This window comes from Psychrosphaera haliotis (genome assembly GCF_039523615.1).
GTDB classification, from domain to species: domain Bacteria; phylum Pseudomonadota; class Gammaproteobacteria; order Enterobacterales; family Alteromonadaceae; genus Psychrosphaera; species Psychrosphaera haliotis.
In genome coordinates, this window is sequence record NZ_BAAAFQ010000011.1 from 175,193 (window position 1) to 197,614 (window position 22,422).

Sequence of the window (22,422 nt, forward strand, 5' to 3'; positions counted from 1 at the left end):
AAATAAAGTACAATTAAAGGCGGCCTTCGGGTCGCCTTTTTCAATTTAAACGCAACAGAGACCAGATATGACCAGCCCATTTGAAAACAATGACACAATTGCAGCCCAAGCAACCGCTCCTGGAAAAGGAGGTGTAGGTATCATTCGCGTATCTGGACCAAAAGCAAAAGACATTGCAGCTCATATCGTTGGTCGTTGTCCAGAACCTCGTCAAGCTGAATATATGTCTTTTAAGTCTTCAGACGGCACAACGCTTGATCAAGGTATCGTGTTATTTTTTAAAGGACCAAACTCGTTTACAGGCGAAGACGTTGTTGAGTTTCAAGGTCACGGCGGTCCAATTGTAATTGATCTCATTTTACAAGAAATCACAAAGATAGACGGATTAAGGTTAGCCAGAGCGGGTGAGTTTAGTGAGCGTGCTTTCTTAAATGACAAAATAGACTTAACCCAAGCGGAAGCCATTGCCGACTTAATTGAAAGTAACTCTGTGCAAGCAGCCAAGTCAGCGCTTCAGTCTCTGCAAGGCGAGTTCTCTAACAAAATTAACAGCCTTGTTGAAAAAATGATAAGCCTGCGTATTTATGTAGAAGCGGCCATTGATTTCCCTGATGAAGAAATTGATTTTTTATCTGATGGAAAGGTAGCAAATGATCTTGATGGCATTATCGATTATTTGGACTCGGTAAAACACCAAGCCCAACAAGGGGCAATTATTCGTGAAGGGATGAAAGTCGTTATTGCGGGCAGGCCAAATGCTGGTAAATCTTCATTACTTAATGCTCTATCTGGTAAGGACAGTGCGATTGTCACTGATATAGCAGGAACCACCAGGGACGTATTAAAAGAACATATCCACATTGATGGTATGCCGTTACATATTATCGATACAGCAGGCCTTAGAGAAAGCCCAGATACCGTTGAACAAATTGGTATTGAGCGAGCATGGCAGGAAATTAATGATGCTGACAAAGTATTACTGATGGTTGATGCAACAAGTGGTGAAAATATCGACCCAAATGATATTTGGCCTGAGTTTATGGATAAACTTCCAGAAAATATGCCTCTTAGTATTATCAGAAATAAAATCGACTTAATTGGTGAAAGTAAATCTCAAGTGACAGAGGTTAACAATATTCCGGTTATTTCAATTTCAGCTCAGCAGCAGCTTGGTATCGAAGAGCTAAAACAGCACTTAAAGTCAGCCATGGGTTTTCAAGGAAGTACGGAAGGCACCTTTATGGCTCGTAGACGTCATCTTGATGCATTAAACAAAGCATATTCGCACTTACTTCAAGGTAAGGAGCAACTTCATTCATTTATTGCCGGTGAAATTTTGGCAGAAGAATTAAGAATCGCTCAACAACACCTCAATGAAATTACCGGTGAATTCAGTTCAGACGATTTATTAGGCAGAATATTTAGTTCGTTTTGTATTGGTAAATAAGATAAGACAAATAAAAAAGAAGAATAACCATGATTAAGATAATTGTTGGAACGGAAACCGGTACCGCAGAATATGTAGCAGATGAAGTCTTAGATCTGCTAGGTGAACATGATTTAAATGCAGAAGTGATTGATCAAATATCTGAGTTGTCACTAGACGATAACGAAACACTCGTTATTTGCACATCAACACATGGCGCAGGTGAAGTTCCAAATAACCTAAAGAAATTTGAGCAATGGTTACAAACGTCGCCAAACTTAGACAACAAAAAGTTTGCTGTTATTGGCTTAGGTGATTCGAGTTACGATACGTTCTGCAAAGCTGCAAAATCACTTGATGAATTATTATCCAGCGCAAACGCAAACCGTATGTTTGCACCAATTTTTGCGGACGCTATGTCCGATGAACTACCAGAAGATATAATTCTTCCTTTATTAAAAGCCCATTTAGATAAGTTTGTTTAAACATATGAGCAGTGATACATAAAGTAAGACACTGCTCATTTTTTCATCTCGTTTGCTAGTTTGTTGTTAAATCTATCTGGTATAGCGCAAGTCCATCATTATCAACACGCACTGGATTAGTAATAGAAATAGCATTAATTTTTTCAGAAACGTTTTGAGCATTTAATGAAGGTGAAGACTTAAATATAACGTCAAGTTTGATCGAAGTTTTAATCGCCTTAAATTGCCAATTATTATCTGGTTTTGCTTTAATACCCATTCCCTTACTCTTGTTTGATTGGGCCTGAATATAACTTCTTAATACAGTTCTGTTTTCGTCTGGTCCTTCAAATGTTTCTCTTGAAACTCCATCTATATTTGGAAACTTTCCTCCACCAGATGCTCTGTAATTATTAGTCACCACAAGAAACTCACCTTCTAAATTAATAGGCAATCCTTTGTATTTGAGATTCACAATACGATGAGCGGAATCATTTTGAAGATGCCCTTCTGTGTTATAACGAGAAGCCTGTGTCACATCAATTTCATAGGTAACGCCATCAATGACATCAAAATCAAAACTTGGAAACGCTTCATTTAACAAATACTGAGTTTTTGGCGAAGTAGGATCTATTTGATTAAACTGACCGGCTGAGCGCTCGAGCCATTCCTTTACATCATGTCCTGTGAGTTTGACCACTCTAATTGTATTTGGAAACACATATAAGCTAACAACATCTAATAACGACACCTTACCCGCTTTAATATAAGTAAAGTCTTCAAAGCCATTCCTACCGGCTCTAAACGGTGCAGCCGCAGATAAAACAGGCAGACCATCAAGTTCAGTTCCTAATATAAAACGTTTTCCCCAATCAATTTGGGCGTTAGCAACAATTTGTATTGAAGGATCATCTTGCACCAAAGAGAAAAAACTATTAATTGGATGTGCTAATTCAGCAAAAGATTCCGATATCCACTTTATGGTTGCCTCGTGTTGCGGCTTTATCGCTTCAAAAACCGCTTTATCCGCTTTAGCATGATCAACAAATGTATTGTTCCGCTTTGAGCCACTAGCGATTGCTCTGACAGAAACAGTAGACTTTTCAATTGACCAATGACCGTTTTGGCTTAGCTTTAGTTCTAAATCAATTAACCCCAAATGGTTTCCAAAAAAGCCTGGCATCACTGCCGGAACACCATTAAGTTTACCGGTTTTATTGTTCACACCTAAATGCTCAAAACCATCGAAAGTAGGATCACCCGGAAACAATCGGTGATGATGGCCAAACAAAATAGCGTCAATATTTGGCACTTTAGATAGCATCAAGGCAACATTCTCTGCCCCATCTTTATGATCTTGCATAGATAAACCAGAATGAGGAACCGCAATTATGATATCTGCACCTTTCGCTTTCATTTCTGGAACAAATTTATGTGCTGTCTCTATAATGTCCTCCGCAAAAACTTTTCCTTCTAGGTGACTTTTGTCCCATTGCATTATTTGAGGTGGAACAAAGCCTATGTAGCCAATGTTAATCTCGTAGTTATTACCGTTAACATCAATCAATGTTTTTGGTTTTATAATGTATGGCGAGAAAGCATTTACTACCTCTGCATTTTTATTCTTCTTATAAACGTTTGCGCTTATATATGGGAAGTTGGCGCCTTTGATAGAGGCTTTTAAGAACTCAAGACCAAAGTTAAACTCATGATTACCAATGTTTGCTACATCGTAATCTAATAAATTCATCGCTTTATAAGCAACATGAATATCACCGGCCAGTATCTTATCTCTGCGAATTTGAGCTTCATAATCACCAAGTGGACTATTCTGTAGTAGATCTCCATTATCAATTAAAACTGAATTAAGCATCTCTGATCGTGCTTCCTTGATCAAAGTTGCCGTATTAACAAAGCCTATCGATTCAGTCTTAGTTTTTCTAAAATAGTCATAATTAGCGAAGTACATATGGATGTCTGTGGTCTCCATAATGCGTAATGTTAAGGTTGGAGACGCCTTTTCTTTAACTGGTTCTGATACCGAACAAGCGCTTATAAGTAGAATAAAGACTAGACAAACTGACTTGATAAAAAGGTTTAATTGCATAAAAACGATGGTCCAAATAACAAATGAGACAGAGATCATAAACGATTACGCCTCAGTTTTTATGTAATTTTAAACTTAATCACATATATTTGGCTGGATCTAAAAAATATAACGATCTTTTTTAACATGGGTTAATTAGATCTACTTATGCACATCAACATGCTCTAATTAGCCGATCATTAACCTGATCACAGGGTTAAACCTAGTTACTAACAATATGCACACAGAGATGTTATTTCGTTACTAGGCCTGTGTATAAGATCGTTAAGATCGTTTGATCTAACTGGAGATATCCAGATTATAACTTTTGCAGGTATTTTGCCTGTGGATAAAAGGGCTAGTTATCCAAGGGTTTAAACACACTTGATCCAAGTTAGATCACAGTTATTGATCGCTATAAGATCCTATTTTAATTAAAGAAAAGTGGCTTACACACAGAAAAGGCGCTGCTTAATAGTAATAAAAATAAAAGATCTTTAAATAGATCTTATATTAATAAAGCGATCAGAAACTTATAAATCAAAGCAAGTTATGAATAAAAAATAAGCTTTCCAAAGCCTATTAAACCGAGCTAGAATATGCGCCCTCTTTTTGAGGATCCGTAATTTTTTGTTGTTTTGAGGTAATAATGATCTTTTCTGAAACTTTTGATGTCATCGTAATTGGTGGTGGTCACGCTGGTACTGAGGCTGCTTTAGCTTCAGCTAGAATGGGCCAAAGCACTCTGTTGCTAACTCACAACATAGACACATTAGGTCAGATGTCATGTAATCCAGCCATTGGTGGAATTGGCAAAGGTCATCTTGTAAAAGAGATCGATGCTTTAGGTGGTGCAATGGCACTAGCTGCAGACGCTGGTGGTATTCAATTTAGAACACTAAATTCATCTAAAGGCCCAGCCGTTAGAGCAACTCGAGCACAAGCGGATCGTCAGTTATATAAATCGGCTATTCGATCAATTTTAGAAAACCAACCTAATTTAAAAATATTTCAACAATCTTGTGACGATCTTATTGTTGAACAAGATCGTGTAGTTGGTGTTGTGACTCAAATGGGCCTCAAATTCAAAGCCAAAAGCGTTGTACTGACTGTTGGAACATTTTTGGGTGGCAAGATACACATTGGTTTAGAAAACCACTCAGGAGGCCGCGCAGGCGATCCTCCTTCAATCGCATTAGCGGATCGTTTAAGAGAATTGCCATTCCGAGTTGATCGCCTAAAAACAGGTACTCCGCCTCGTATAGACGCCCGAACCGTAGACTTCTCTGTCATGCAAGCGCAACCAGGTGATACACCGACACCAAACTTTTCTTACATCAGTAAAAACGGTTGTCATCCTGAACAGATCCCTTGTTTTATAACTTATACCAACGAAAAAACACATGATGTAATTCGTGGCGGCTTAGATAGATCGCCAATGTACTCAGGTGTTATTGAAGGTATCGGACCAAGATACTGTCCTTCAATCGAAGATAAAATTGTTCGTTTTGCAGATAAAGACAAACACCAAATATTCGTAGAGCCCGAAGGTCTAACAACTCATGAACTTTATCCAAATGGTATCTCTACAAGTTTACCTTTTGACGTTCAAGTAGATCTTGTTCACTCAATTGCAGGGTTTGAAAACGCTCACATCACTCGTCCTGGTTACGCTATTGAGTATGATTACTTTGATCCACGTGATTTAAAACAGTCGTTAGAAACCAAATTTATTGATGGGCTCTTTTTTGCTGGCCAAATCAACGGCACAACTGGTTATGAAGAAGCTGGCGCACAAGGTTTAATTGCTGGTATGAACGCAGCGTTAAGCTCACAAGAAAAAGAAGCATGGTCACCTGGTAGAGATCAAGCTTACATTGGTGTGTTAATTGATGATCTAGCTACATTGGGCACAAAAGAACCTTATCGTATGTTCACAAGCCGCGCTGAATATCGATTATTGCTTCGTGAAGACAACGCTGATTTACGCCTAACGGAAAAAGGTCGCGAGCTTGGTTTAGTTTGTGACGAACGTTGGAAAACCTTCAACGAAAAAATTGAACAGATTGCAGTTGAACAAGAACGATTAAAATCGAACTGGATCCACAAAGATCATGCCGCGTTAGATCAAATCAATGATTTACTAAAAACGCCAATTTCTAGAGAAGCAAGTTTAGAAGATTTGGTTCGCCGCCCAGAAGTTCGTTATGACGACTTGATGAGCATTGAAGGTGTTGGCCCTGCAAACTCCAACAAACAAGCTGCTGAACAAGTTGAGATTCAGATAAAGTATCAAGGTTATATAGATCGTCAATTACTAGAGATCGCAAAGCAGCAAAAAAATGAAGATACAGCTATTCCGTCAGATTTTGATTATGCGTCAATCAGCGGCCTATCAAATGAAGTTATTGCTAAGCTTGAAGATGCTAGACCAGACACGGTAGGACAGGCAGCAAGAATTTCAGGAATTACACCGGCAGCAATTTCAATGATTCTGGTTTACTTGAAAAAGCATAGCGCACTTAAAAAATCTGCATAAATCTCCTCTGTAACAATATCCAAATAATCCTAGGTATGGCGGGCATTGCTCGCTATACTTTCTTTAATATTTTCTAGAAAAATGTCATACCATGTTAAAAACAAAGCTTATTAAACTATTAGATAAGACCGAGTTGTCTTATTCGGAACAACAAATTGATCAACTTGTTGGTTATGTAGAAATGCTGCATAAGTGGAATAAGGCCTATAATTTAACGTCGGTTCGTGATCCTCAACAAATGTTAATTAAACATATTGTTGATAGTTTGGTTGTAAGTCCTCACTTACAACTTACACCAAACAAAAATGGTAAATTTATTGATGTTGGTACTGGCCCGGGACTACCAGGCATGCCATTAGCTATCGCGAATCCGGATAATGAATTTACGTTATTAGATTCATTAGGCAAAAGAATAAGATTTATTACTCAAGTTAATCATGAACTTGGTGTAAAAAATGTAAACCCGACGTTAAGTCGTGTTGAAGAGCATCATGGTCAATATGCTGGCGTTTTGAGTCGAGCTTTTGCATCAATATCTGATATGGTTAACTGGAGTCATCATTTGGTGGCTGAAGATGGTCGATTTTTTGCTCTAAAAGGCCAAGTTGATCAAGAAGAAATTGAAGCTTTACCTGAATTTGTTAAAGTTGAAGAAATTATTCAATTAACCGTGCCTGAATTAGAAGGTGAACGTCATTTAGTTGTGTTGAGTAAACGTAACAATTGATAAAAGGGATTGAGACGAACGTGGCAAAAATAATAGCAATAGCCAATCAAAAAGGTGGAGTTGGAAAAACAACTTCTGCAGTAAACCTTGCTGCATCAATGGCTGCGACAAAACGAAAAATACTTCTTATTGACCTCGACCCGCAGGGCAACGCGACAATGGGCTCGGGTATAGACAAATATGAAGTTGAATATAGTGCTTACGACTTACTTGTTGAAGACGTACCTTTTGATCAAGTCGTAGAAACTGAAACCTCTGGTGGTTATCATGTTGTTGCTGCGAATGGCGATGTAACAGCTGCCGAAGTTAAAATGATGGAAATGTATGGCCGAGAACTCCGTCTTAAAAACGCCCTCGATAAGATCAAAGACCAATATGATTTCATTTTTATCGACTGTCCACCATCTCTAAACATGCTAACGGTTAATGCTATGGCTGCAGCCGATTCTGTTATTGTTCCAATGCAATGTGAGTATTATGCTCTTGAAGGTTTAACGGCATTAATGGATACCATTAGCCAGTTGGCCAGTATCGTAAACCCTAATTTAAAAATAGAAGGGATTTTACGAACGATGTACGATCCTCGTAATCGATTAGCCAATGACGTTTCCGAACAATTAAAACATCACTTTGGTGATAAAGTTTATCGTACCGTAATTCCAAGAAACGTTCGTTTAGCTGAAGCACCAAGCTTTGGCTCGCCAGTTATGTATTACGATAAATCATCGTCAGGCGCAAAAGCGTATTTAGCTTTAGCTGGTGAAATGTTGCGTCGTTCAAATAAAAGCGCTGCGGCGTAAATTAAATTAATTTGTAGTGTAAAGGAAAGATATGTCTCCCCGTAAACGTGGATTAGGTCGCGGCCTCGATGCCCTATTAGCAACTCAAGCACAAAGCCAGCAACAAGAGCCGAATCAAGGTGAGTCAGCAGAAGCTGAATTAATTGCAGATAATAAAAACTTAGTTAACTTGGCTATTGAGATACTAGTCCCTGGTAAATATCAGCCACGTAAAGACATGTCGCCGGAAGCCTTAGAAGAGCTGGCTGCGTCAATTCGCAATCAAGGCATTATTCAACCAATAGTGGTTCGCCCTATTAACGACGAACAGTTTGAGATAATTGCGGGTGAACGTCGTTGGAGAGCATCACAGTTAGCTGGGCTTGATACCGTTCCTTGCATAATCAAAGATGTGCCAGATGAAGCGGCTGTTGCAATCGCACTTATTGAGAATATTCAGCGTGAAGATCTAAATGCCATGGAAGAAGCCATCGCATTACAGCGTTTACAAGATGAGTTTGAATTGACTCATCAAGAAGTTGCCGATGCCGTTGGTAAATCTCGTACTTCAGTAACAAACTATTTACGACTGAATAAGTTAGAAAGTGATGTTAAGACGTTAATGGAACATGGTGATCTAGAGTTTGGCCATGCAAAAGTTTTATTAGCACTTACTGGAGATGAGCAAGTTTTAGCTGCTCGTAAAGTAGTTGCTAAAGATTTAACTGTCCGTGATACCGAAAAACTAGTAAATAGCCTGACTCAAGAACAAGCGGAAAAAAAGGTGGCTGAAAAAGACCCAGACGTGAAATTGCTTGAGCAACAGCTAGTAGAACGTTTAGGTGCAAAAGTGGATATTACCTACAACCGCAAAGGTAAAGGTAAAATGGTTATCTCTTACTCATCACTTGATGAGCTAGATGGAATTATTGCGCATTTAACGACTGAAGAATAAATAATTGAAATAAAATTCGGTGGCAAAAAAACAAATCATTAAAAAATAACGTTTTTTTGTCACTATCAAACTGTAATAAGTAGTTTTTATACATAACACCCCTCTAAATTTAACCTTTCAATTCAGTTACCTAGTAACTTACAAAAGTAACTGTAAATTTATTACCAAACTATCCCAGTAAAACGTATTTAGGTATCAAGTGTTTAAAAGCCGCTCATACTTGCAAAACCTTTATTTAAACGTATAATTTCGCCTGATTTTAACCTAGCTAACTGGCAATCTGCCGCTATGATTGATTAACAATCGATTAGCTGGTTTTTAAATAGACAGAATTATTAGGAAATAGGCTTTGGTACAACATGTTACAACCAAGCATAGAAATAACGCCTTTAAGTTTTTAGCGTTTCAAGCTTGTTTTGCTGTCGTCATTGCTTTTTTTATTGGAATTTTTTGGGAAGTGCAAACTGGGCAGTCTTTTTTTATAGGCGCTATGTTAGATGTACTTCCCTCTTTTGTCTTTACAATATACGCCTTTCGATTTTCAGGTGCGCAACGCTTACAACATATAGCGGCATCCATGTACAGAGGCGAAACCGTAAAGATAATGATTACTGGCGCGTTATTCATCTGCGTTATTAAGCTGCTACCGGTAGTGTTTCCGGCGCTTTTAATCGGCTTTTTAACTATGAAAATAAGTCAGTTTTTACAATCGGTTTTTATTTAAACTTTAAACTTTTGGGAAATAAACAATGTCTGGTGAACTCACTACTCAGGGTTACATCAAGCACCACTTGACCAATGCGTCAGTGGGTGAAGGTTTTTGGACATGGCACGTTGATACGTTGGCATGGTCGATCATCTTAGGCTTGGTGTTTATTCTTTCGTTCCGTAGCGTAGCAAAAAAGGCAACCGTCGGTGTGCCTGGTAAGTTTCAATGTTTTGTTGAAATGATTGTGGAATTTGTTGGTCAAAGTGTTAAAGACACTTTCCACGGCAAAAACCCACTTATTGCGCCGCTAGCATTAACTATATTCGTATGGGTTCTATTAATGAACTTTATGGATATTATTCCTGTTGACTGGTTACCTACACTAGCAGCCTTAATTGGTGGCGAGTCTTGGGAAACTATCGCTTCAGGCAACTCTCATATCTACATGAAGGTTGTTCCTACCACTGACTTAAACATGACAGCCGCGTTAGCGCTTGGTGTTTTTGTTCTAATGATTTATTACTCTGTCAAAATCAAAGGTTTTGGTGGATTCATGAAAGAACTATATGCTCACCCGTTTAATACGCCGTGGTTATATTGGTTCAACTTTATTCTTGAAGTTATCTCACTACTAGCTAAACCAATGTCATTGGCGCTACGTTTGTTCGGTAACTTATATGCAGGTGAATTAATCTTCATTCTAATTGCTGGCCTTATGGGCATGTGGCAGTTACCTGCGCACTTTATTTGGGCTGCGTTCCATTTATTAGTAATACCTCTTCAGGCGTTTATCTTCATGATGTTAACCATCGTGTATTTAAGCTTGGCGCACGAAGAACACTAATTTTTCGGGATAAAATTAGAACAGCATTAGCTGGACCCGAAGGGTTAAGGGCAGGAAGCCCGCAAAGAATTTATTTTTACATTTAACTTTAAACTTTAAACATTAAAAACTGGAGATACATATGTTATTTATCGCTGTTGCTCTACTAATCGGCTTAGGTGCTCTTGGTACTGCTATTGGTTTCGGTCTATTAGGTGGCAAATTCTTAGAATCAGCTGCTCGTCAACCTGAACTAGCACCTCAGCTACAAGTAAAAATGTTCATCGTAGCAGGTCTTATCGATGCTATCGCGATGATCGGTGTAGCTATCGCGTTATACATGTTGTTCGTACTTGCTTAATCACTCATTTTCATTCGAACAATAGTATTAATTAAGTAAGGAGAGCGTTAATGAATCTTAATGCAACTCTATTAGGCGAATCTATCGCATTTATCGTTTTTGTATGGTTCACAATGAAATATGTGTGGCCACCACTGAACGGTGCAATCGAAGAACGCCAAAATAAAATAGCAGATGGTCTTGCTGCCGGTGAACGTGCAGAGAAAGACTTAGAACTTGCTCAAGAAAAAGCGAAAGAACAGTTGAAAGACGCTAAAGTTCAAGCAGCTGAAATCATTGAGCAAGCTAAAAAGCGTGCAACACAGATCGTAGACGAAGAAACAACTCGTGGACACGATGAGCGTGAGAAAATCATTGCTCAAGGTCAAGCGGAAGTTGAAGCTGAGCGCAACCGCGCGAAGGAAGATCTTCGTCAACAAGTTTCTGTTTTAGCCATTGCTGGTGCAGAGAAAATTTTAGAGCGTCAAATTGATGCTGCTGCCCACAGTGATATCCTAGATAAACTAGTTGCAGAACTATAAGCAGAGGAATAGAGCAAATGTCTGAATTGACTACAGTAGCTCGTCCCTACGCCAAAGCTGCGTTTGATTTCGCTGTTGAAAGCGGAGCAGTAGCTGAATGGCTTGAAATGTTGTCTTTTACTGCGGAAGTAGTAAAAAACGACGACATTACAGGCTTCTTAGCAGGCTCTCACTCACCAGAAGTTACTTCTGATTTATTTATCAAAGTATGTGGTGAACAACTGAATGAACGAGGCCAAAACCTAATTAAGGTTATGGCTGAAAATGGACGTTTAGTTGCTCTTCCTGCAGTTGTTGAATTGTTCGCAGAACAAAAAGCACTGTATGAGAATGAAGTTGAAGTTGAAATCACTTCTGCAACTGAATTAAGCGAAGCGTATCAAGTAACATTGGCCGCTTCTTTAGAAAAACGTCTAGCACGCAAAATTAAGCTGAATTGCAACATTGATAGTGCGGTTGTCGGCGGATTGTTAATCAAGGCGGGTGATACCGTTATTGATGCAACCGTTAGAGGCAAATTAGACCGTTTATCACATGTATTGCAATCGTAATTGGGGATTTGAGCATGCAACTTAACTCAACTGAAATCGCTGAACTGATCAAGAAACGTATTGAACAGTTCAACGTTGTCAGCGAAGCTCGTAACGAAGGTACAATCGTATCTGTTACAGATGGTATCATTCGCATTCACGGTCTTGCTGACTGTATGCAAGGCGAAATGATTGAGCTTCCTGGTAATCGTTATGCTATCGCACTTAACCTAGAGCGTGACTCTGTAGGTGCAGTAGTAATGGGTCCTTATGCGGATCTACAAGAAGGCACAAAAGTAAAATCAACTGGTCGTATTTTAGAAGTTCCAGTTGGTGACGCGCTACTTGGTCGTGTTGTAAACACACTAGGTGAGCCAATCGATGGTAAAGGTCCAATTGATGCAGCTGGTTTTGAAGCTGTTGAAAAAATTGCACCTGGAGTTATCGAACGTCAATCAGTAGATGAGCCAGTTCAAACTGGTTATAAATCTGTTGATGCCATGATCCCTGTTGGTCGTGGTCAGCGTGAGCTAGTAATCGGTGACCGTCAGACTGGTAAAACAGCCTTGGCAATCGATGCAATCATCAATCAGAAAGACTCTGGTATTAAATGTGTATACGTAGCAATTGGTCAAAAGGCCTCTACTATTGCTAACGTTGTACGCAAATTAGAAGAGCACGGCGCATTAGAAAATACTATTGTTGTTGCTGCTACTGCTTCTGAGTCTGCGGCGCTACAATTCCTAGCACCTTTCTCTGGTTGTACAATGGGTGAATACTTCCGTGATAACGGTCAAGACGCACTTATCGTATATGATGATTTGTCTAAGCAAGCTGTTGCTTATCGTCAAATTTCATTGCTTCTTAAACGTCCTCCTGGTCGTGAAGCATACCCAGGTGACGTATTCTATCTTCACTCACGTCTACTAGAGCGTGCTGCTCGAGTAAACTCAGTGTACGTAGAGCGTTATACTGAAGGTAAAGTGACAGGTAAAACTGGTTCACTAACTGCACTTCCTATCATTGAAACTCAAGCGGGCGATGTATCTGCATTCGTACCGACTAACGTAATCTCGATTACCGATGGTCAGATCTTCCTTGAGTCAGACATGTTCAACGCAGGTATCCGTCCAGCTGTAAACGCTGGTATTTCGGTTTCTCGTGTTGGTGGTGCAGCTCAAACTAAGATCATCAAGAAGCTAGGGGGCGGTATTCGTCTAGCACTTGCGCAGTACCGTGAATTAGCGGCCTTCTCTCAGTTCGCATCTGATCTAGATGAAGCGACACGTGCTCAGCTTGAGCATGGTCAGCGTGTAACTGAGCTAATGAAACAGAAGCAATATGCTCCAATGTCAATTGCTGACATGGGTGTTTCATTGTTTGCTGCTGAAAGAGGTTTCCTGAAGGACATCGAAGTTTCTAAAGTATTAGACTTCGAAGCGGCGTTAATTTCATTCATGAACAGTGAACATGCTGATCTTATGAAAGACATTAATGCGACCGGTAACTTCAACGGCGATATCGAAGCAAGCTTGAAATCTGGCATTGAAAAATTCAAAGCCACTCAAACTTGGTAAATAAGTTGAGAGAAAGCTTCGGCTTTCTCTTTCGTTGAAAGTTAATCGGAGAATCACATGTCCGGCGCAAAAGAGATTAAAGGTAAGATCGGGAGTATTAAAAACACTCAGAAGATCACCAGTGCTATGGAAATGGTTGCGGCTTCTAAAATGAAGAAAGCTCAAGACCGTATGGCGTCAAGCCGTCCATATGCGCAAACAATGCGTAAAGTGATTGGTCACATTGCAAACGGTAGCCTTGAATATCGCCATCCTTATTTGGAAGAGCGTGAGGTTAAACGTGTAGGTTATGTGGTAATTTCGTCTGACCGAGGCCTTTGTGGCGGTTTGAACTCAAATGAGTTTAAAGCAGTTGCAAACGACGTACAAAAATACGTTGAAGACGGTGTTGAAGTAGATTTTGCAGCTATAGGTACTAAAGCTGTTGGATTCTTTAACCGATTTGGTGGCAAAGTTGTTGCTGCTAAAACAGGCTTAGGTGATGCACCATCTGTTTCAGATGTAGTAGGTGCAGTACGCGTGATGTTAGAAGCGTACAATGAAGGCAAAATCGACCGCTTGTTCGTGGTTTACAATAAATTTGTAAATACCATGACTCAACAACCAACGATCGATCAATTACTACCTTTACCAAAAGCAGAAGACGAAGACATGTCTCATAAATGGGATTACATCTACGAGCCAGATCCAAAAGTATTAATGGAAACATTATTGGTTCGTTATGTGGAGTCTCAGGTATATCAAGGCGTTGTTGAAAACGCTGCGTCAGAACAAGCTGCGCGTATGGTTGCGATGAAAGCCGCAACAGATAACGCCGGTGAAATCATTGACGGTTTACAATTGGTATACAACAAGGCACGTCAGGCCGCCATTACTCAGGAAATTTCTGAGATATGTGCTGGTTCTGCAGCGGTTTAGGTTTAAAAACAAATTTAGAGGAAATGTCATGAGTCAAGGTAAGGTCGTACAGATCATTGGCGCGGTTGTGGACGTAGAGTTCCAACAAGATGCAGTACCTGCGGTATATGACGCGATTAAAGTTACTACTGGAGGCCTTTCAGGTCTTACATTAGAAGTTCAACAGCAGCTAGGTGGCGGCGTTGTTCGTGCAATCGCGCTAGGTACTACTGACGGTTTAGCACGTGGTGCAGAAGTAGTAAATACTGGTAAAGGTATTGAAGTTCCAGTTGGTACAGCTACATTAGGCCGTATCATGGACGTACTAGGTAACCCAATCGATGAAGCGGGTCCTATTGGTGAAGAAGAGCGTTACACGATTCACCGTGCAGCTCCTTCATATGAAGAACAATCTAGCTCAACTGAGCTTTTAGAAACTGGTATCAAGGTTATCGACCTTGTATGTCCATTTGCTAAAGGTGGTAAAGTTGGTCTATTCGGTGGTGCCGGTGTTGGTAAAACCGTAAACATGATGGAACTTATCCGTAACATCGCAATCGAGCACAGCGGCTACTCAGTATTCGCAGGTGTTGGTGAGCGTACTCGTGAGGGTAACGATTTCTACCATGAAATGAACGAATCAAACGTACTAGATAAAGTATCTCTAGTTTACGGTCAGATGAACGAGCCTCCAGGAAACCGTTTACGTGTTGCCCTAACTGGCTTAACAATGGCTGAGAAGTTCCGTGACGAAGGTCGTGACGTTCTTTTCTTCGTTGATAACATCTACCGTTACACACTAGCGGGTACTGAAGTATCAGCACTTCTTGGTCGTATGCCATCAGCGGTAGGTTACCAGCCTACACTTGCTGAAGAAATGGGTGTACTTCAGGAGCGTATCGCTTCTACTAAGACTGGTTCAATCACTTCAATCCAAGCGGTATACGTACCTGCGGATGACTTGACTGACCCATCACCAGCTACAACCTTTGCTCACTTAGATGCAACAGTTGTACTATCTCGTGATATCGCATCAAAAGGTATTTACCCAGCGATCGATCCACTAGATTCAACGTCTCGTCAGCTTGACCCTCAAGTAATTGGTCAAGAGCACTATGACGTTGCACGTGGTGTTCAAACAGTAGTTCAGCGTTATAAAGAACTTAAAGACATCATTGCGATTCTAGGTATGGATGAATTATCTGAAGAAGATAAGCAAACTGTATCTCGCGCTCGTAAGATTGAACGTTTCTTATCTCAACCTTTCTTCGTTGCAGAAGTATTTACTGGTTCTCCTGGTAAATATGTATCTCTTAAAGACACAATTGCTGGCTTTAAAGGTATCTTAAACGGCGATTATGATGACCTACCAGAACAAGCGTTCTACATGGTTGGTTCGGTTGAAGAAGCTTTAGAAAAAGCTAAATAAGCATACCTAATTAGGAGCGTACAATGGCTGCAATGACTGTGAACCTTGACTTAGTAAGCGCAGAGCAGAAAGTATTTTCTGGTCTTGTTGAAACGTTACAGGTAACAGGTAGTGAAGGTGATTTGGGTATTTACCCAGGTCACGCGCCTTTACTTACTGCCATTAAACCTGGCATGGTACGCGTAGTGAAACAGCACGGTGAAGAACAGTTCTTCTACGTTGCAGGTGGTATTTTAGAAGTACAACCTAGCAGTGTTTCTGTGTTGGCCGATATCGCAATAAGAGCTGAAGATCTTGATGAAGCAGCTGCACTTGAAGCGAAGAAAACAGCGGAACAGCAATTAGCTGATTCTGGTGCAGACTTTGAATATGCAGAAGCTACAGCAGAGCTTGCTCGCGCTATCGCACAATTACGTGTTATCAAACAAATTCGTAAAGGCTAATTCAGCTTCCTTACAGATGTTTTTGAAAACCCAGCTTAGGCTGGGTTTTTTTATGTCTGAAATTTAATCAAATAAAACTTCCCTTTTTCTAAAAATTGTAATAAAAACGCCACAGATTTGTCGCAAACAATCTATATAACTAGCCAACGCAAAGTTGGCAATTCGTTTATTTCAAAAATTGATAGGTGGATTAATATGGAAAACATCGGTGCAGGCAAATACAACTACTATGACGATCATAACTTTCCACATGGTTTTCGTCGCAGTGGCGTATTTACAATACGTGAGGCTGAGTATTTAGAGTCTCATGGTCATACATTACGAGAACTTGAATCTAAGCTTCGTACTCCTGAAAATGAAGATGAAAAACACTTTCAACAAGCAGTATGTGAAGGGTTAGAAAGCCAAAGTTTCGCAGTAAAAGCTTGGAGTAAGTATAAGCAAGCAATAACAGCGCGTTCACAACGCATATTTCTCTCCAGACACGACGGACACAATTCTTTTTTATCTACAGATTATTAAATATATAGCTGTATATCAGTTGGAATTTCCGTAAACTTGTGGAGAGAAAACATAGGGGAAATTCAGCATGAGTTACAATATAGCTACTATGCCTCAAAAAGAGCAAGACGCTATTCAACATGATTTAATGGCGTCTTTTTGGGCTTATAAAGAAAAGCGAGGCTTAATGAGCCGACCAGAAATTATCAAATATATCCACCAGCACTTCCTAGAAGCCGACCTTCAGCAGCATCTTATGGATCGCTACGAATATTTTAAGTCTGTGTAACCAATAAGTTAAGTTCCACATGGAACCTAATTACCTGATGTAATTAAACTCATGAACGAACAGTACGTTAAAATTTGGAAAACTATTCAACTAATTCCTGTTGGTAAAGTTAGTAGTTATGGTCAAATTGCTGATTTAGCAGGGTTACCTGGACGAGCAAGGTTAGTAGGAAAGTGTCTTAAGTTTGTTCCTAGCGAAGGCTTAAATAATAAACCAGTACCTTGGCATAGAGTCATTCGATCTAGCGGTGAAATAGCTTTCTCACCTGGTAGCGACGAATTTGCTAATCAGAGAGCTTTGTTAATTGACGAAGGCATCACGGTTAAAGGTAAAAGAGTCAGCATCAAAGAATTTGGTTGGGTGGTAGATTTAGAAAATATTTTATTTCTATTGCCAGATTACTAGAGTTTTATAAAACTAAACCAAACCAAACCAAACCAAACCAAACTCAAACTCAAACAGTTTGTTCCGATTTAACCTTCACTTCCGATTTCATCTAGTAATATGAAGTTTATAGGTTAGACTCAATACATTACTAATTCAGTTAATGAGCAGTTAAATGGAATTAAATGAGTTTCAACAAGCTAGGTTGTCACGCGATCCGAGGTTTGATGGTGTGTTTTATGTCGCGGTTAAAACAACGGGCATTTTTTGTCGTCCTATTTGTCCAGCAAATGCCCCCAAAGAGCAAAACGTTGAGTATTTTCAAACAGCCAATGAAGCTTTAGTATCTGGCTATCGACCTTGCTTACGGTGTCGTCCAGAATCAGCGCCATTCTCTCCAGCTTGGAATGGAACACAAACAACCGTACAACGTGCCTTAAATATTATTCATGAGCAGGGTTTTCATGACTTAAAGTTAAGTGAATTAGCCGACCGGCTGGGTATTACCGATCGCTACTTAAGAAAGTTATTTGTTGAGAAGCTTGGCGTTTCTCCAAAACATTATGTACAACATCAACAAGTGTTATTTGCCAAGTCACTGCTTCATCAAACACATATGCCAATTCAAGACGTAGCATTTGCTAGTGGCTTTAATAATGTAAGACGGTTTAATGACAGTTTTAAAAAGATAACCACAAAAACACCTTCAGAAGTTCGAAAACACCCGGTCAGCGATGCTCCAATTCGCCTTCAGTTAAATTATCAGCCGCCTTTTGATTGGCAGCACTGGCATGACTTTGTGGATTTTAGAAAAATTGCGGGTATGGAGCATGTGGGGAGCAGCTCATATGGTCGCACTTTTTATTGGCCGTCAGATAGTGGGTATATTAAAGGCCGATTTAATGCCGTTCACCGACCAGATAAACAAGGCTTTAACGTAAGTATCGTTATAGATGATGCAAAATACTTATATTCTGTTGTTCAGAAAATTAGACAAGTATTTGATCTCAATGCGAACGTAGGCGTTATTAGTGCTGCGCTACAGGAATCTGGGATACCTGAACATAACCTAAGCGCAGGTATTCGAATTCCTAGTTGTTGGAGTGTTTTTGAAGCTGGTGTTAGGGCCATATTAGGACAACAAGTATCTGTTAAAGCAGCAACTAACTTATTGAACCAGCTTGTGGAACAGTTAGGAGACAAAGAGACGGTCAACCGAGTCGACTATCGATGGTTTCCGACACCTCAGCAATTAGCCAAATCTAGATTATTGTTTTTGAAAATCCCGGAAGCAAGAAAGCAAACCTTAATCCGACTTGCTAAGTTTTGTATAGATAACCCGGACACTGATCCAGAACAGTGGCTTGAATTAAAAGGCATTGGTCCATGGACAGTTGAATATGCAAAAATGCGAGGTCAGTCGAATACCGATATATGGTTAGATACCGACTTAGGTATTAAAAAAGCATTAGATATATTCCCTCTTATTGAGCCGGCTAAAGCTTCTCCGTGGCGGACGTATTTAACTTTTAACATGTGGAATATGCTATGAGTGTTGTGAATCAACCTATGCCTGACAAACTTGCCACAAGGTGGATTGAAACGCCTATAGGCGCTGTTGAAATAGGTATTAATTTAGACAGTGAAGTTCCTTCATTATGGTATGTCGAAATTGTGGCAACAGAAAACCTTAGAGATCCTAAAAACCAAGATCAGCACCCTATTCTTGATTTAGCACAAGAACAATTGTCCAAATATTTTCGTGGCGAAGAAACAAACTTTTCCGACTTGTTAGCCCATCAAAGTAATTACGGGACCGCGTTTCAGCAACAAGTATGGCAAGCGCTAACACAAATCCCTTGCGGGCAGACGTGGTCATATGGGGAGTTAGCAAACTTTATTAGCAACCCCAAAGCAGTTCGCGCTGTAGGGGCGGCTAACGGTAAAAACCCGCTAGCTATTGTTGTGCCCTGCCATCGAGTGATTGGAGCTAATGGGACGCTTACAGGCTACGCTGGTGGACTTGATAACAAACAAAAGCTGTTGTCATTTGAAAGTAAGGTAACTGGCGATTAATAGCCAGTTTGACTGCAACTTACGTTAGTAGAGCAAATAGCTCCAAAGAGTGATCGTTAAAACACTTAAAATTGTAGAAAACACAACAGTCGTAGCACTTATGCCCTCTTGAACTCTATGTTTTGTTGAAATGATAAATGCATTAACGCCAGTAGGACTCGCTGTTAGGAGTACGACAATTAAGGTTGCCTCAACACTAAGCATAAATATAAAAGTTGCCAATAAATAAACAGTGCCAGGTAATACAATAAGTTTTACGCCACTTAATAGTAAAGCTTCACTACGATTGCCTTTGATAGGTAAAAACTTGATTGATGCGCCTAAGCTGAATAAAGCTAAGGGGATTGCTGATGTTGATAACATGTCTAATGGTTCTAAAATAACAGTTGGAATTGTCACCCCCAAAACATTACACAATAAACCGGCCGTTATACTCATTACTAATGGGTTCTTTAAACTATTCACCACATTTTTTATTGTTATTGAGCTTATGTACAATTCGGTAATGATAAACAACATGGCGCTATGAAAAGCAATTAATACAAAGCCTTGCCCTGCTGTCTCTGCGCCAAGCAGTCCTATAAGTACTGGAATTGAGATTAATACCGTATTTGAATAAGTTGCTGCTAAAGATGAAACCGAGGCATTTGCATTGCTTCGCTTAAGCACTTTAGTCATAAAGTAGAATTGAGCAAAAAATACCACCAGCATACCCAAATATAAAGCGGCAAACCAAGTCCAAGAAAGCCCAGAGGATAAATTAGTTTGTGAAGTGCTTTTAAACAAAAAAAGTGGGATGAGTAATGAAAAGCAAACTGAAGACAAGGCCTGAACTTGTGCTTGTTTTAGCCAGTTAACTTTTGCTAACAAAAAGCCTAAAAAGCAAATGATAGCCAAGGGTAATATAACGGATAAAGTGATCAATTAATAAAGCCAGTATTCAACAAAAAGACCAAGGAAGATAATTAGCCCAACATGGTGGTTATCCAAGAAGGCTTTAAAACACTGCGTTTTGTCTCTTTGCCTACAATTCCACAGCTGTTTCAAAAATAAAGTGGCCACTGCAGCTAACGCAAACGTCATAGGCCAATGCCAGTGCAAATAAACATGCAATTGTGCAAATAACCATAATGTTGAAAGTTGCAACATCGCAATCACCAATAAGTCATTTTTACCAAAAGCTATTGCTGTCGATTTAACGCCAATTTTTAAATCGTCGTCTTTATCAACCATTGCATAATACGTATCGTAAGCTACTGTCCAAGTTAGGTTTGCCAAATAAAGAATCCAAACTTCGATAGGAAGATCTGCTTGCACTGCCATAAATGACATTGGAATTGCCCAGCTAAATGCTGCACCCAACACAATTTGTGGGAAGTGGGTATACCGCTTCATAAATGGATAAGCTGAGGCTAGAAGTAATGCTCCTATAGACAAAAATATAACTTCTTTATCAAGCGTCAATACCAATAAAAATGACACGACTATTAATACAAAAAACAGTTGTAGTGCTTCTGTAGGAGATACTTTTCCTGCAGGAATAGGCCTTAAGGCCGTGCGTTCAACATGACCATCATAATGCCTATCGGCATAGTCATTAATAACACAACCGGCTGAGCGCATTAATACAACGCCTGCAGTGAAAACTAATAGATAATGCCAGTGAGGAACTCCAAAAGAAGCAATCCATAGGGCCCAAAGCGTTGGCCACAACAACAGATAAATCCCAATAGGCTTGTCTAGCCTCATGAGCTGGTGGTAAGAAGGGTAATTTTTAAAGGATAATTCCCAGCGCACTACTTATTCCTCACTACCGTTAGTTAACAAAGGCAAAAAGCATTCATTAACAATCAGTGGTTTGTTATTTAAATTAAATGTTGAACGACGAATAAAACAAACATCTCTTAAAGCTTGGCCCAATTTGTTTTGTATAAATGAGCCAAGAGCGGAAGAGTCAGACACAGTACTTACTTCTATATGTCCACGCTGCGTTTCTTTGCTCTGAAATAACACTTGCCCAAGAGACTGATTACCCAACTCAGCCAACCTAGACTCTGTGCCTACAATGGTTGATTCAGGTATTATAGTTTGGGCATATATTAAAGGCTTGTCGCCTTGCTTTAGTAATACTTCGCGTATTAGAGCGACGCTATCTTTTGTATTTAATTGCTGTTGAGTTTTCTCATCAATAGCTTGGTAACACTGATTTAAAACTTCTACTGAGAATGCGGTACCAAGTTCTTTAATTTTTACAGTAAGAGAGCTTTCACTACAGACCCAACTTTTAAGCCCTTTATTTGCCGCTAGCGATTGACTATTGTCGGCTAACTGCCAATTGGTTGGTAATTCAATAGGAAACAAAATTTTAATCTCAATTTGATTAGAACCGCTATGGTAGCAAAAATTATTGCTAGTTCTCAAAATAAAAGCTGGTAGAACCTATATAATTCACTAAAATTACCGCTAAATCATAAAAACAAAGGATGCTCGTTTTGTTACGTATTTTTATCGCTATTATTGTACTAGCTAGTTCATTAAGCCTTCATGCAGCTGGTGAAAAACCAAATGTTGGTTATTACGGTTTTGAACCGGACATCATAACAAATTATGTAAGTAACAAACGTCGTATTGGTTTTGTGAGAATTACCGCAGAATTAATGGTTGAAGATGTTCAAAATGTGCCAGCTGTAGAGCATCATGCTCCATTGCTTAGAGACGCAATGATTGATATTCTGATTCGTCAGCCAGAGCAAAAAGTAAAATCAATGACAGGCAGAGAAGAAATCAGAATCTTGATTTTAGAGAAACTTAAAGAACTGATGAAGAAAGAAACGGGTCAGCCAGTTATTAAAGACTTAATATTTACCAAATATTTGTATAGTTAACGCGTATCTAAATTTAAAAAG

25 protein-coding genes are annotated in these 22,422 nt (G+C 39.5%); 21 read left to right on the forward strand and 4 right to left on the reverse strand.

Annotation, left to right across the window (positions count from 1 at the left end; all coding sequences use genetic code 11):
• Positions 1-67: 67 nt before the first annotated feature.
• Positions 68-1,447, forward strand: coding sequence for a tRNA uridine-5-carboxymethylaminomethyl(34) synthesis GTPase MnmE (mnmE, locus tag ABD009_RS13860; protein WP_343826397.1), 1,380 nt, complete (start codon positions 68-70; stop codon positions 1,445-1,447).
• A 29-nt stretch (positions 1,448-1,476) separates the two neighbouring features.
• Complete coding sequence (locus ABD009_RS13865; RefSeq protein WP_343826400.1) at positions 1,477-1,911, forward strand: flavodoxin domain-containing protein; 435 nt, start codon at positions 1,477-1,479, stop codon at positions 1,909-1,911.
• Between the two features lie 55 nt (positions 1,912-1,966).
• Here the strand turns inward: ABD009_RS13865 and ABD009_RS13870 are convergent, their stop codons facing one another.
• Positions 1,967-4,036, reverse strand: coding sequence for a bifunctional 2',3'-cyclic-nucleotide 2'-phosphodiesterase/3'-nucleotidase (locus tag ABD009_RS13870; RefSeq protein ID WP_343826402.1), 2,070 nt, complete (start codon positions 4,034-4,036; stop codon positions 1,967-1,969).
• A gap of 589 nt (positions 4,037-4,625) precedes the next feature.
• Here ABD009_RS13870 and mnmG point away from each other — a divergent pair.
• The 18 genes from mnmG to ABD009_RS13955 all read left to right on the forward strand — a co-directional run bounded on the left by mnmG (position 4,626) and on the right by ABD009_RS13955 (position 19,516).
• Entirely contained in the window at positions 4,626-6,515 is a 1,890-nt protein-coding gene (gene mnmG, locus ABD009_RS13875; RefSeq protein WP_343826404.1) for a tRNA uridine-5-carboxymethylaminomethyl(34) synthesis enzyme MnmG, read from the forward strand.
• Positions 6,516-6,606: 91 nt separating this feature from the next.
• Positions 6,607-7,242, forward strand: coding sequence for a 16S rRNA (guanine(527)-N(7))-methyltransferase RsmG (rsmG, locus tag ABD009_RS13880; RefSeq protein WP_343826406.1), 636 nt, complete (start codon positions 6,607-6,609; stop codon positions 7,240-7,242).
• A gap of 20 nt (positions 7,243-7,262) precedes the next feature.
• Positions 7,263-8,042, forward strand: a complete 780-nt coding sequence (locus ABD009_RS13885; RefSeq protein WP_330997829.1) for a ParA family protein — start codon at positions 7,263-7,265, stop codon at positions 8,040-8,042.
• A 31-nt stretch (positions 8,043-8,073) separates the two neighbouring features.
• On the forward strand, positions 8,074-8,976 hold the full coding sequence (locus ABD009_RS13890) for a ParB/RepB/Spo0J family partition protein (protein WP_155696863.1): 903 nt from the start codon (positions 8,074-8,076) through the stop codon (positions 8,974-8,976).
• Positions 8,977-9,325: 349 nt separating this feature from the next.
• On the forward strand, positions 9,326-9,700 hold the full coding sequence (locus tag ABD009_RS14190) for an ATP synthase subunit I (protein ID WP_155696865.1): 375 nt from the start codon (positions 9,326-9,328) through the stop codon (positions 9,698-9,700).
• Between the two features lie 25 nt (positions 9,701-9,725).
• A complete protein-coding gene (gene atpB, locus ABD009_RS13895; protein WP_155696867.1) occupies positions 9,726-10,529 on the forward strand; it encodes a F0F1 ATP synthase subunit A in 804 nt (267 codons plus the stop codon).
• A gap of 121 nt (positions 10,530-10,650) precedes the next feature.
• Complete coding sequence (gene atpE / locus ABD009_RS13900; RefSeq protein ID WP_105051295.1) at positions 10,651-10,869, forward strand: F0F1 ATP synthase subunit C; 219 nt, start codon at positions 10,651-10,653, stop codon at positions 10,867-10,869.
• A 50-nt stretch (positions 10,870-10,919) separates the two neighbouring features.
• Positions 10,920-11,390 carry a F0F1 ATP synthase subunit B gene (atpF, locus tag ABD009_RS13905; RefSeq protein WP_155696868.1) on the forward strand — a complete coding sequence of 157 codons (471 nt, stop codon included), beginning with the start codon at positions 10,920-10,922 and terminating at the stop codon, positions 11,388-11,390.
• Between the two features lie 17 nt (positions 11,391-11,407).
• Entirely contained in the window at positions 11,408-11,941 is a 534-nt protein-coding gene (atpH, locus tag ABD009_RS13910; RefSeq protein ID WP_155696870.1) for a F0F1 ATP synthase subunit delta, read from the forward strand.
• Between the two features lie 14 nt (positions 11,942-11,955).
• Positions 11,956-13,497 carry a F0F1 ATP synthase subunit alpha gene (atpA, locus tag ABD009_RS13915; RefSeq protein WP_155696872.1) on the forward strand — a complete coding sequence of 514 codons (1,542 nt, stop codon included), beginning with the start codon at positions 11,956-11,958 and terminating at the stop codon, positions 13,495-13,497.
• Between the two features lie 57 nt (positions 13,498-13,554).
• Positions 13,555-14,415 carry a F0F1 ATP synthase subunit gamma gene (gene atpG, locus ABD009_RS13920; RefSeq protein ID WP_155696873.1) on the forward strand — a complete coding sequence of 287 codons (861 nt, stop codon included), beginning with the start codon at positions 13,555-13,557 and terminating at the stop codon, positions 14,413-14,415.
• A gap of 28 nt (positions 14,416-14,443) precedes the next feature.
• On the forward strand, positions 14,444-15,823 hold the full coding sequence (atpD, locus tag ABD009_RS13925; protein ID WP_155696875.1) for a F0F1 ATP synthase subunit beta: 1,380 nt from the start codon (positions 14,444-14,446) through the stop codon (positions 15,821-15,823).
• Between the two features lie 23 nt (positions 15,824-15,846).
• Positions 15,847-16,266 carry a F0F1 ATP synthase subunit epsilon gene (locus ABD009_RS13930; RefSeq protein ID WP_155696877.1) on the forward strand — a complete coding sequence of 140 codons (420 nt, stop codon included), beginning with the start codon at positions 15,847-15,849 and terminating at the stop codon, positions 16,264-16,266.
• A 195-nt stretch (positions 16,267-16,461) separates the two neighbouring features.
• A complete protein-coding gene (locus ABD009_RS13935) occupies positions 16,462-16,788 on the forward strand; it encodes a MaoP family protein (RefSeq protein ID WP_343826416.1) in 327 nt (108 codons plus the stop codon).
• A gap of 67 nt (positions 16,789-16,855) precedes the next feature.
• A complete protein-coding gene (locus ABD009_RS13940; protein ID WP_343826418.1) occupies positions 16,856-17,056 on the forward strand; it encodes a DUF3283 family protein in 201 nt (66 codons plus the stop codon).
• A gap of 51 nt (positions 17,057-17,107) precedes the next feature.
• A complete protein-coding gene (locus ABD009_RS13945; protein WP_343826421.1) occupies positions 17,108-17,461 on the forward strand; it encodes an MGMT family protein in 354 nt (117 codons plus the stop codon).
• Positions 17,462-17,615: 154 nt separating this feature from the next.
• On the forward strand, positions 17,616-18,992 hold the full coding sequence (locus ABD009_RS13950; protein WP_343826424.1) for a DNA-3-methyladenine glycosylase 2 family protein: 1,377 nt from the start codon (positions 17,616-17,618) through the stop codon (positions 18,990-18,992).
• Positions 18,989-19,516, forward strand: a complete 528-nt coding sequence (locus ABD009_RS13955) for a methylated-DNA--[protein]-cysteine S-methyltransferase (RefSeq protein WP_343826427.1) — start codon at positions 18,989-18,991, stop codon at positions 19,514-19,516. The genes ABD009_RS13950 and ABD009_RS13955 overlap by 4 nt, the downstream gene beginning before the upstream one ends.
• Positions 19,517-19,540: 24 nt before the next feature.
• Here ABD009_RS13955 and ABD009_RS13960 read toward each other — a convergent pair whose 3' ends face one another.
• Genes ABD009_RS13960 through ABD009_RS13970 form a run of 3 tightly spaced genes read right to left on the reverse strand, consistent with a single transcriptional unit; the run spans position 19,541 to position 21,877 of the window.
• Positions 19,541-20,440 (reverse strand): AEC family transporter, encoded by a 900-nt coding sequence (locus ABD009_RS13960; RefSeq protein ID WP_343826429.1) that lies wholly within the window; start codon positions 20,438-20,440, stop codon positions 19,541-19,543.
• Positions 20,441-21,265: a 4-hydroxybenzoate octaprenyltransferase gene (gene ubiA, locus ABD009_RS13965; RefSeq protein WP_425543085.1), complete on the reverse strand. Its 825-nt coding sequence runs from the start codon at positions 21,263-21,265 to the stop codon at positions 20,441-20,443.
• Between the two features lie 51 nt (positions 21,266-21,316).
• Positions 21,317-21,877: a chorismate--pyruvate lyase family protein gene (locus ABD009_RS13970; RefSeq protein ID WP_343826434.1), complete on the reverse strand. Its 561-nt coding sequence runs from the start codon at positions 21,875-21,877 to the stop codon at positions 21,317-21,319.
• A 122-nt stretch (positions 21,878-21,999) separates the two neighbouring features.
• Between ABD009_RS13970 and ABD009_RS13975 the strand changes: the two genes are divergently transcribed.
• On the forward strand, positions 22,000-22,401 hold the full coding sequence (locus ABD009_RS13975; protein ID WP_155696889.1) for a flagellar basal body-associated protein FliL: 402 nt from the start codon (positions 22,000-22,002) through the stop codon (positions 22,399-22,401).
• The last annotated feature ends 21 nt before the right edge of the window (positions 22,402-22,422 follow it).